Here is a 10,990-nt window from a genome sequence, read left to right as displayed (position 1 = left end):
CTGGAACTGGTCGAAATGGAAGTGCGCGAACTGCTGTCGAAGTACGAGTTCCCAGGCGACGACCTGCCGATCGTTAAAGGTTCGGCACGTCTGGCGCTGGACGGCGACACCGGCCCGCTGGGCGAACAGGCCATCATGCAACTGGCTGAAGCCCTGGATTCGTACATCCCGACCCCAGAGCGCGCAGTGGACGGCGCCTTCCTGATGCCTGTGGAAGACGTGTTCTCGATCTCGGGCCGCGGCACCGTGGTGACCGGTCGTGTGGAGCGCGGCATCATCAAGGTCGGCGAAGAAATCGAAATCGTCGGCATCAAGGAAACCGTCAAGACCACCTGCACCGGCGTGGAAATGTTCCGCAAGCTGCTGGACCAGGGTCAAGCCGGCGACAACGTTGGTCTGCTGCTGCGCGGCACCAAGCGTGAAGACGTGGAGCGTGGCCAGGTTCTGGCCAAGCCAGGTTCGATCAAGCCGCACAACCACTTCACCGGCGAGATCTACGTGCTGTCGAAAGACGAAGGCGGCCGTCACACCCCGTTCTTCAACAACTACCGTCCACAGTTCTACTTCCGTACCACTGACGTGACCGGTTCGATCGAGCTGCCACAGGACAAAGAAATGGTTATGCCAGGCGACAACGTGTCGATCACCGTCAAGCTGATCAACCCGATCGCGATGGAAGAAGGTCTGCGCTTCGCGATCCGCGAAGGCGGCCGTACCGTGGGCGCCGGTGTTGTGGCCAAAATCATCGCCTAATTTTTAAGCGCTGATCCACAAGGGCCGATATGGTGCTATCATATCGGCCCTTGTTGTACTTTCGTTCTTTTAGAAATTGCTGGCGCTACAAAGTTGCCAGTTCGCTCTTTTAGGGAATTATCATGACCGTTACCAATCAAAAAATCCGTATCCGCCTGAAGGCTTTCGACTACAAGCTGATCGACCAGTCGGCCCTGGAAATCGTTGACACCGCCAAGCGCACCGGCGCCGTGGTCAAAGGCCCAGTCCCGCTGCCAACCCGCATCCAGCGTTTCGACGTTCTGCGTTCGCCGCACGTCAACAAGACCTCGCGCGACCAGTTCGAAATCCGCACCCACCAGCGCCTGATGGACATCGTCGACCCAACCGACAAGACCGTTGACGCCCTGATGAAGCTGGACCTGCCAGCTGGCGTTGATGTCGAAATCAAACTGCAGTAATCGGTTGTAAGCCGGCAGCCCTGGCTGCCCGCTGATGATGGGGCCGGACGCTCGCGCGTCCGGCCCCATTGTTTTTTACCGCCGAAGCCGCTAGAGTGGGTGGCCATGCTGGCCACCCTCGACACCCACCTGCTGACCGCCTCGGCGCCGCGCGATCTGCGCGGCTGGCGCCGCTTCGCGCTGGAATTCCTCTACTTCGGCGTCAAGGAGGCGCGCGCCTGCCTGTTCGTGGCGCTGTTCTTCGCCAGCGTGCTGCTGGTGCCGCGCGCCGGCCTGTTCGGCCTGCCGCGCTACGACGTGCTGCTGCTGGCGGCCGTCGCCATCCAGGGCTGGATGCTGTGGGCCAGGCTGGAAACCCTGGACGAGCTGAAGGCGGTGTGCCTGTTCCACCTGGTCGGCTTCGCGCTGGAGGCGTTCAAGGTGTCGGCCAGCATCCAGTCATGGAGCTACCCGGACTTCGCCTACACCAAGCTGTTCGGCGTGCCGCTGTTCTCCGGCTTCATGTACGCGGCGGTGGGCAGCTACGTGATCCAGGCCTGGCGCCTGTTCGACCTGCGCATCCGCCACCATCCGCCGTACTGGATGGCGGTGCTGATCGCGCTGCTGATCTACGCCAACTTCTTCACCCATCACTATATCGGCGACTACCGCTGGTATCTGGCGGCCTGCGCGCTGGGGCTGTATGCGCGCACCACGGTGGTGTTCCGGCCGCTGGACCGCGCGCGCCAGATGCCGCTGCTGCTGGCGTTCGTGCTGATCGGCTTCTTCATCTGGCTGGCGGAAAACATCGGCACCTTCTGGGGCGTGTGGCGCTATCCCAACCAGCTGGGCGCGTGGTCGGTGGTGCATGTCAGCAAATGGAGTGCGTGGTCGCTGCTGGTGGTGATGACCTTCACCATCGTCGCCCACCTCAAGCACATCAAGGCGCGCATTCACGTGCCGGCATAGCTGCCCACGCCGTGCCCGTCGAACGGGCGCATCAGGTAGTGGCGCGCCATGGCGGCGCCGCCGATGGCGATACTGTTGGCGCCGAACGGTGGCGTGCGCACCGCCGGCGCCGCCAGCGAGGTGGCGGCCGCGTACTCGGCCAGCACCTGGCGCGCCGGCGCCACCAGGTGTTCGCCCAGCCGCATGGCGGCGCCGCCGAGCGCGATGCTCATCGGGTCGAACGCCACCCACAGATTGTTCAGCAGCACGCCCAGATGGCGGCCGGCCGCGGCCACCGCCGCCAGCGTCGCGGCGTCGCCGCGCTCGGCCGCGCTGAACAGTTGCTGCAACGGCTCCGGCGGCGCCGGCTGGCGCGGGCCGTGCACCGCGTCCAGCAGCGCCTGCAGGCCGATCAGCGCGTCGGCGCAGCCGCGGCGGCCGCAGGAGCAGGGCGGCCCGCCCTGTTGCAGGATGGTGTGGCCGACCTCGCCGGCGAAGCCGTACAGGCCGGTCATCAGGCGGCCGTTGACGATGATGCCGGCGCCCACGCCGTAACCGATGCTCACATAAATCAGCGGATCGGCGCCGCGCTCGCCGGAAAACTCCAGCTCGGCCAGCGCCGCCACCTTGGCCTCGTTCTGGATGAACAGCGGCAGCGTCGCCAGCGCCGTGCCGGCCAGGCTGGCGCGCAGCAGGCCGGCAACGTCGACATTGCGCCAGCCGAGGTGGGGCGCGACGTGCAGCAGGCCGCTGGTGTCGTCGACCGCGCCGTGCAGGCCGACCCCCAGGCCCAGCAGCGTGCGCGGCGCCAGCGCGGCGTCCGCCGCCAGCGCGGTCAGCGCGCGCGCGGCCTGGGCCACGCAGGCAGCGGCGTCGGCCGCGTCGTCATAGGGCTCGTCGCGCTCGGCCAGCACCACGCCCAGCAGGTTGGTGGCCACCAGCCGCAGGCCGGTGATGCCGAGGTCGGCGCCGAGCAGGGCCAGCCGCTCGCCGTCCAGGTGCAGCGGCGTGGCGCGCCGGCCCAGCGCGCCGGTGGCGCGCAACGCGCTCTCGGTCAGCCAGCCCTCGTCCATCAGTTCGCGCACCAGCAGGCTGACGGTGGACTTGGTCAGCCCGACGGTTTCCGACAGCCCGGCGCGCGACATGCCGGGCGCGCCGCACAACTGGCGCACCAGCGCCATGCGATTGATTTGCTTGAGTAATTGCTGGTCACCGGCGACGATCATGGGTCCTGTTCCAAGGGAATGTCGAGCGATCATACACCGTGCCGCCTGTTAGCACATTATTACAACATTACGGCATTATGTAATGCCAAAAAAGGCATCGCAATTGGTTCGATCAATTGACTAACAGCAGGGCTTCTCCTATCCTGAAATCGCCGAATTTGTCCCCAGAACAAATTCCAGCGGCCGCCGGATGAAAAAGAGCGCCCCCCGGCTTACACGATAAATAAGGAGACACAATGCATCAACATTTGAAAACGTTTTCACGGCTGCCCGGCCGTCGCCGCCTGATCTGCATGGCGGTGGCAGGCGCGTGCGCCACGCTGTCGCTTGCCCAGGCGCAGGAAGCTTCCAGCGCCACCGACAGCACCACCAACGCGCCGTCGGTGGTCGTGACCGGCATCCGCGCCAGCCTGCAGTCGACCCTCAACATGAAGCGCAACGCCGACGGCATCGTCGACGGCATCGTGGCCGATGACATCGGTAAATTCCCGGACACCAACCTGGCCGAATCGCTGCAGCGCATTTCCGGCGTGTCGATCGACCGCAGCAACGGCGAAGGGCAGAAGGTCACCGTGCGCGGCCTCGGCCCCGACTTCAACCTGGTGCTGCTGAACGGCCGGCAGATGCCGACCACCGACCTGAGCGACCTGTCCGGCCGTTCGTTCGACTTTTCCAACCTGGCCTCGGAAGCCATCTCGCAGCTGCAGGTGTACAAGACCGGCCGCGCCGACACGCCGAGCGGCGGCATCGGCGCCACCATCAACGTCATGACCGCGCGCCCGCTGGACAACCCGGGCATGCGCGCCAGCATCGGCGCCAAGGCCGTCAACGACACCTCCAACGATCACCTGCCGGGCATGCTGAAGGGCTCCAGCGTGACGCCGGAAGTGTCCGGCATCTACAGCAACACCAGTGCCGACGGCCGCTTTGGCGTGGCCGTCAGCGCCAGCTACCAGAAGCGCGATTCCGGCTTCAACCGCGCCGGCCTGGCCAACGGCTACCAGGGGCCTTACCTGGGCTCCGACACCACCTCGGGCGTGACGCTGCCGCAGCCTGGCCAGCCGGGTTCGCAGAACATCACCAACCGTCCGGGCCCGAACGATCTGTACTCGATCCCGCAGAACTTCGGCTACGGCGTCAACGCCATCGAGCGCGAGCGTACCAATGGCCAGCTGGTGTTCCAGTTCCGCCCGGTCAAGGAGCTGACCACCACGCTCGACCTGACCTACTCGGAACAGAAGATCCACACCCGCCGCAACGAGCTGAGCGTATGGTTCGGCCAGACCCCGACCTCGACCAGCACCTGGCCGAGCGGCCACGTGGTGTCGCCGCTGACCTACCAGGAGGTGTACCAGACGCCGCAGGATATCTCGGTGGTGGGCGGCGATTACGCCACCAAGACCAAGAACCAGTCGATCGGCTTCAACGCGCTGTGGAAGGCCACGCCCGACCTGCGCGTCGAGTTCGACGCCCACCATTCCACCGCCGAGTCCGGCGCGGACAGCCCGTGGGGCAGCGAGAACAACCTGTCCAACGCCAGCTTCAGCCGCGGCACCACCAAGATCGACTTCACCCACGAGCTGCCGGTGCTGAGCATGCCGGCGGCCGATCTGGTGAACCAGCCGATCCAGGCCGCCGGTTCGTGGTTCCACAACAGCTACCAGAAGGCCACCATCAACCAGGCGCAGGCCAAGGGTAACCTCAAGCTGCTGGAAGCGTCCGACCTGAACTTTGGCCTCAGCTACACCGATGCCACCAACCGCTCGACCTACTCGAACGTGCAGAACAACACCTGGGGCGGCGCCACCAAGGCTTCCGACTATCCGGGCAACATCTTCACCGCCAACCCGCTGGGCTCGTTCTTCAACCAGCTGGGCGGCCACGACGCGCCGCAACTGTTCGGCTCGCTGTACACCTTCGACTTCGCCACGCTGCGCGCGCTGACCGCCAACGCGGTCGGCAACCAGGCCGCCTACCTGCCGAACTTCGCCAGCGCCGACACCGACCGCACGCTGAAGGAAAAAACCACGTCCGGCTACGTGTCCTTCAATACCGACTGGGACACCAAGATCCCGTTCCACTCGGCCATCGGGCTGCGCTTCGAGCGCACCAAGGTCACCTCGGTGGCCCAGGTGCTGCCGGGCACGGCGGTGGTGTGGGTGTCGCAGAACGAACTGCCGCTGACCTTTGGCGGCCAGGCCTTCAGCACCGAGGACGCGTCCTACACCAACGTGCTGCCGAGCCTGAACCTCGACGCCGACCTGCGCCCGGACATGAAGCTGCGCTTCAGCGCCGGCACCACCATCGGCCGGCCGCGCTACGACCAGCTGCAGGGCGGCCTGACGCTGGGCACCATCGCCAACGTGTTCACCGGCGGCACCGCCTCGGTCGGCAACCCGGCGCTGAAACCGGTCAAGTCGAAGAACCTGGACTTGTCGTGGGAATGGTATTACGACCAGCAGAGTGTGCTGTCGCTGGCCGCCTTCCACAAGAAGATGGACAACTACGCCGGCCAGACGGTGATCTCGCAGAACCTGTACAACCTGCACACGCCGGTGGGCGGCGCCTATTACAACGCCGCGATCGGCTCCGGTTGCGCCACGGCCGACACCAACTGCATCCGCAACTACATCCTTGGCAACTTTGATGGCCAGCCGGGCGTGCAGAAGACCGGCGTCAAGTCGGACGGCAACCTGAACGGCAACATCACCGGCCTGCCGACCGATCCGCTGATGAACTTCCTGACCACCACCTACGCCAACCAGAAATCGGCCACGGTCAAGGGCGCGGAAGTCAACGTCCAGCACATGTTCGGCCGCAGCGGCTTTGGCGTGCAGGCCAACTACACCTACGTGACCTCGCCGACCAAGTACGACAACGCCAACACCAACGACCAGTTCGCGATTCTCGGCCTCAGCAACTCGGCCAACCTGGTCGGCATCTACGAGGACAGCAAGTGGTCGGTGCGGGTGGCGTACAACTGGCGCGACAAGTTCCTGGCCGCGACGGTGGACGGCAATGGCCGCGCGGCGCCGGTGTACACCGACAAATACGGCCAGACCGACGTCAGCATTAGCTACAATTACAACCAGAACCTGAGCTTCCAGGCCGAGGCGATCAACCTGACCAACGCCACCCAGCGTCAGTTTGGCCGCACCGAGGCCGCCACCCTGAACGTGACGCAGGCCGGACCGCGTTACATGCTGGGCGCGCGCTACAAGTTCTAAGCCGCGGCGTCTGACCGTGTCCCAGGCCGCCGTTGTCCAGGCGGCCTTTTTTACGTTGGAGCGTATGAAACCGATTGCAGAACTCGATGCGCGCGCCAGCCGCGCGCTGCGTGCCGACGGCAGCCAGCCGCTGCCGGATGAACTCCTGAGCGCCACCACGCCGCTGGTGCTGCGCGGCCTGGTGGACGACTGGCCGCTGGTGCGGGCGGCGCGCCAGTCGCCGCGCGCGGCCGACGCCTACCTGCGCCGCTACTACCGCGACGCCACCGTGCTGGCCTCGCACGCGGCGCCCGAGACCGGCGGCCGGATCTTTTACAACGACGACCTCAGCGGCTTCAATTTCCAGTCGCAGATGGTGCGCTTCGACCAGGTGCTGGACGCGCTGGCGGCCCACCTCGACCACCCGGCGCCGCCCACGCTGTACGTCGGCTCGACCACGATCGACACCTGCCTGCCGGGCCTGCGCGCTGAAAACGATGTCAACCTCGGCGGCCGCGACCCGCTGGCCAGCATCTGGATCGGCAACCGCACCATCATCCCGGCCCACTACGACGTGCCGGACAACCTGGCCTGCGTGGCGGCCGGGCGGCGCCGCTTCACGCTGTTCCCGCCGGAGCAGCTGCCCAACCTGTATGTCGGCCCGCTGGACTTCACGCCGGCCGGGCAGTCGGTCAGCCTGGTCGACCTGCACCGGCCCGACCTGGCGCGCTACCCGCGCTTCGCCACGGCGCTGGCGCAGGCGCAGACGGCCGAGCTGGAAGCCGGCGACGCGCTGTTCATCCCCAGCATGTGGTGGCACCACGTCGAGGGGCTGACGCCGTTTAACATCCTGGTCAACTACTGGTGGCGGCAGTCGCCGGCCTGGATGGACACGCCGTTCAACACGCTGCTGCTGGCGCTGATGAGCATGCGCGACCTGCCGCCGGCCCAGCGCGCGGCGTGGCAGCAGCTGTTCCAGCACTACGTGTTCGACAGCGACGGCAGCGAGGCGGCCCACATCCCGGCCGCCGCGCGCGGCGTGCTGGCGCCGCTCGACGAGGACGGCGCGCGCGCGCTGCGCGCCCGGCTGCTGCAGCGGCTCAACCGCTGATACCGCATTTAATTCGGCGCATCGGCGCTGCGCCAATCATTTTTCAGTCTTTGCCATGCGGCCAGAAAACAACAAAAATACGGGAAATAGTTAGTAATACCATAAAAAATGAGTATTTTTGCTTTGTGAGACCTGCAATATTGTGCGAAATTGACACCCTCAACGTGAAAGTGACGGCTGCCGCAGAGCAGCTGCACCAGGAAGCGAAAAAAAAGTATTTTTCATCACTTCAGGGAGTAGTCTTTGAAACACACCATGCAAAAAAGCGCCATTGCCATGGCGCTGGGCCTCGCATTTGCTCAACAATCGATCGCGCAGGACGCGCCAGCCGCCGACGGCACCAAACTGCAGCGCGTCACCATCACCGGTTCCAGCATCAAGCGTACCGAAGCCGAAGCCGCCGGCTCGGTGCAGGTGCTGACGCGCGAGGACATCGCGCGCACCGGCCAGACCACCGCGCTGGGCATTCTGAATTCGTCGTCGGCCGTCAGCACCGACATCAGCTCGGCATCGAGCAGCTCGGGCAGCTTCGCCACCGGTTCGTCGGGCGTGGGCCTGCGCGGCCTGGGCAAGGTGGCCACCCTGATCCTGGTCAACGGCCAGCGCATCGCCGAATACGGCCTGGCCGACGGCGCCCAGCAGAACTTCACCAACCTGGACGCGATTCCGGCCGGCGCCATCGACCACATCGAGATCCTCAAGGACGGCGCGTCGGCCATCTACGGTTCCGACGCCATCGCCGGCGTGATCAACATCATCCTGCTGAAGGACTTCGAGGGCGCGCGCATTACCGCCAACTACAAGGAATCGGAAAAGTTCAAGGACCAGCGTAACCGCAGCGTGGCCGGCATCATCGGCTGGGGTGACATCGACACCAACGGTTTCAACACCTACCTGACCTATGAAGGCTATCGGAGCGATGGCTACTCGCAGGGCGACCTGCAGAGCCACTACCCGGACTGGCACCGCCTGACCCCGAGCCGCTCGACCTGGGATGCGCCAAGCGTCTACTCGCCAACCGGCAACCTGTACCTGGGCGCGTCGAACTACGTCGCGGCGCCTGGCTGCCCGGCCGACGCCATCGACCCGAAAGACAAGCTGTGCAAGTACAACATCCTGCCGCAGACCGGTCTGACCACCAACGCCAAGCGTTACGCGCTGGCCAGCAACACCCACTTCCGCATTGGCAAGTCGATTGACGCCAACTTCGAGATCACCAACGCCGCCGCCAGCAACGATTACATCGTCGCGCCGTTCGCCGTGCAGCCGACCACCTCGTCGAGCACCTGGTACAACGCCATCGACGGCAAGATGGTCGGCCCGTTCTTCTATCCGAAGCTGCCAGTCGGCCACCCGAACAACCCGTACACCGTGCCGGTTGAATTCCGCGCCCGCTTCGCCGACACCGGCAATGGCTTCAACTTCAACCGCACCGAGTCGGAGCAGTCGCGCGTGATGCTGAGCCTGGCTGGCGACGTCGGCGGCTGGGACTGGAAGTCGGCGGTTGGCTACATGAACTCGGAAGCGACCAAGGCCACCCGCGCCGCCAGCGCCACCGGTTACACCAGCGCGATCGTCAACGGCACCTACAAGTTCGGCGGCCAGAACAGCTACGCGCTGCTGGACTCGATGTTCCCGATCCGCACCACCATCGGCAAATCGCGCACCTCGTTCGCCAACGGCACCGTGTCGGGCGAAGTGATGCAACTGCCGGCCGGTCCGCTGAACATGGCGTTTGGCGCCGACATCCGTCGCGAACACTATGAAATGGCCAGCTCGGACAACGTGCTGCGCGGTGAGCTGGTCGGCATCGCCGGCCTGCAGGTCAACGACAATATGGACCACTACGCGCTGTTCACCGAAGCCACCATTCCGGTGATCAAGCGTGTCGAGCTGAGCGCGGCCGTGCGCGCCGACAAGTCGACCAACAGCGACGTCCACTACTCGCCGAAGCTGGGCCTGCGCATCAACGCCACCGACAGCCTGCTGCTGCGCGCCACCGTCTCGGGCGGCTTCCGCGCGCCGAACATCGTCGAAACCGGTAACGGTCTGGGCCGTTCGTCGTTCGCCAACAGCATCAGCGACCCGCGCCGTTGCTCGACCGCCTCGGCGCTGAACAAGCTGATCCAGAACGCGCCGGGCGCCACCGCCGCCGACAAGGCGCAAGGCAACACCCTGCAGAACGCCGACTGCCTGGCCGGCATCCCGACCTTCGTGTCGTCGAACAAGGACCTGAAGCCGGAAACCTCGCGTTCGATCACCGCCGGCGCGGTGTGGGAACCGATCAAGAACTGGAGCGTGGCGCTGGATTACTTCCACATCGAGCGCAAGGATGAGATCGGCACGCGTTCGACCTCGGACATCCTGCGCGGCGAAGCCAGCCTGCCGGCTGGCCAGCTGATCCGTGTGGACAACAGCGCGTCGGACAACCTGTTCTACGCCCTGGTCAAGAAGTACGCGCCAAGCAACACGCTGAACTTCGGCGGCGTCGGCGCGATCGGCCTGCTGTACAACCCATACGTCAACAGTGGCAAGACCCGCGCGTCGGGCTTCGACTTCGACGCCTCGGGCCGCTTCAACACCGCGCTGGGCCAGGTCCGTCTGAAGCTGGAAGGCACCTACCTGTGGAAATACCAGGAGTTCAGCGTCACCGACAACGCGTATGACACCAACATGGCCGGTACGTACGACCTCGGCGGTCGCCTGAACACCAAGCTGCGCGGCAGCCTGAAGAACGGCGCCTTCGACCACGGCTTCACCATCAACTACAACAGCGGTTACAGCAACAACAGCCTGTCGTCGCCGACCTACTGCGCCACCAACAACGTCTCGGCCGCCTACCTGGCGACCTGCGGCCACGTTGGCAGCAACACCACGGTCGACTACAACCTGGCCTACACCGGCGTGAAGAACACCACGCTGGCGCTGTACATCGACAACCTGCTGTCGAAAGACGCACCGGTCCAGTGGCGCGACGGCTACCAGCCGCAGTTCCGCCGCATCGGCCTGACCGCCAGCTACAAGTTCTTCTAATGTAGCAGCGTCCTCCGGCGCCGCCGGGTGACTTTCGCGATGCCGTCCCGTGCTCCACGGGGCGGCATTTTTTTTACCTCAAGCGTTGCGAAAATAGCACAATTGAGCGACCATTTTTTGCACAGATAGCGGAAGAAGCCCGAACTTAGCGCATACTATTTCTGCAACTTTAGATATTGCTAAAAATTTCTTCATTTGCAAACGAAGTTATGTGAAATTTGTCAGGCATGACAGGAATTGGCGATCTCCACAAGAGATGAAACCAGTTCTTACATGAAATTACATAATTTTACA

General features: G+C 64.6%; 7 protein-coding genes. 6 read left to right on the top strand and 1 reads right to left on the bottom strand.

Going from position 1 to position 10,990, the window contains the following annotated elements; all coding sequences use genetic code 11:
* From FHW58_RS24000 to FHW58_RS23990, 3 genes are all read left to right on the top strand, one after another.
* The coding region (locus FHW58_RS24000) for an elongation factor Tu (RefSeq protein ID WP_179675690.1) at positions 1-753 on the top strand (753 nt) is incomplete at its 5' end.
* Positions 754-875: 122 nt separating this feature from the next.
* Positions 876-1,193: a 30S ribosomal protein S10 gene (rpsJ, locus tag FHW58_RS23995; protein ID WP_072786805.1), complete on the top strand. Its 318-nt coding sequence runs from the start codon at positions 876-878 to the stop codon at positions 1,191-1,193.
* A gap of 105 nt (positions 1,194-1,298) precedes the next feature.
* A complete protein-coding gene (locus FHW58_RS23990; RefSeq protein WP_179675689.1) occupies positions 1,299-2,141 on the top strand; it encodes a DUF817 domain-containing protein in 843 nt (280 codons plus the stop codon).
* Here FHW58_RS23990 and FHW58_RS23985 read toward each other — a convergent pair.
* Positions 2,126-3,346, bottom strand: coding sequence for an ROK family transcriptional regulator (locus tag FHW58_RS23985; RefSeq protein WP_179675688.1), 1,221 nt, complete (start codon positions 3,344-3,346; stop codon positions 2,126-2,128). The genes FHW58_RS23990 and FHW58_RS23985 overlap by 16 nt on opposite strands.
* A gap of 236 nt (positions 3,347-3,582) precedes the next feature.
* Here FHW58_RS23985 and FHW58_RS23980 point away from each other — a divergent pair, with 236 nt between their 5' ends.
* The 3 genes from FHW58_RS23980 (at position 3,583) to FHW58_RS23970 (ending at position 10,696) form a co-directional block, all read left to right on the top strand.
* Complete coding sequence (locus FHW58_RS23980; protein WP_179675687.1) at positions 3,583-6,573, top strand: TonB-dependent receptor; 2,991 nt, start codon at positions 3,583-3,585, stop codon at positions 6,571-6,573.
* Positions 6,574-6,637: 64 nt separating this feature from the next.
* Positions 6,638-7,663: a cupin-like domain-containing protein gene (locus FHW58_RS23975; protein ID WP_179675686.1), complete on the top strand. Its 1,026-nt coding sequence runs from the start codon at positions 6,638-6,640 to the stop codon at positions 7,661-7,663.
* 255 nt (positions 7,664-7,918) lie between these two features.
* A complete protein-coding gene (locus FHW58_RS23970) occupies positions 7,919-10,696 on the top strand; it encodes a TonB-dependent receptor domain-containing protein (protein WP_179675685.1) in 2,778 nt (925 codons plus the stop codon).
* Positions 10,697-10,990 lie beyond the last annotated feature (294 nt).

This window comes from Duganella sp. 1224 (assembly GCF_013408245.1).
Lineage (GTDB): Bacteria > Pseudomonadota > Gammaproteobacteria > Burkholderiales > Burkholderiaceae_D > Rugamonas.
The sequence above is the reverse complement of the archived record's forward strand: the minus strand, read 5'-3'. Positions and strand labels throughout refer to the sequence as shown.

What these genes read in the sequence shown, in the direction of transcription:
- rpsJ (WP_072786805.1), top strand. Translation starts at nt 876, where the DNA reads ATGACCGTTACCAATCAAAAAATCCGTATCCGCCTGAAGGCTTTCGAC.
- FHW58_RS23990 (WP_179675689.1), top strand. Translation starts at nt 1,299, where the DNA reads ATGCTGGCCACCCTCGACACCCACCTGCTGACCGCCTCGGCGCCGCGC.
- FHW58_RS23985 (WP_179675688.1), bottom strand. Translation starts at nt 3,346, where the DNA reads ATGATCGTCGCCGGTGACCAGCAATTACTCAAGCAAATCAATCGCATG.
- FHW58_RS23980 (WP_179675687.1), top strand. Translation starts at nt 3,583, where the DNA reads ATGCATCAACATTTGAAAACGTTTTCACGGCTGCCCGGCCGTCGCCGC.
- FHW58_RS23975 (WP_179675686.1), top strand. Translation starts at nt 6,638, where the DNA reads ATGAAACCGATTGCAGAACTCGATGCGCGCGCCAGCCGCGCGCTGCGT.
- FHW58_RS23970 (WP_179675685.1), top strand. Translation starts at nt 7,919, where the DNA reads ATGCAAAAAAGCGCCATTGCCATGGCGCTGGGCCTCGCATTTGCTCAA.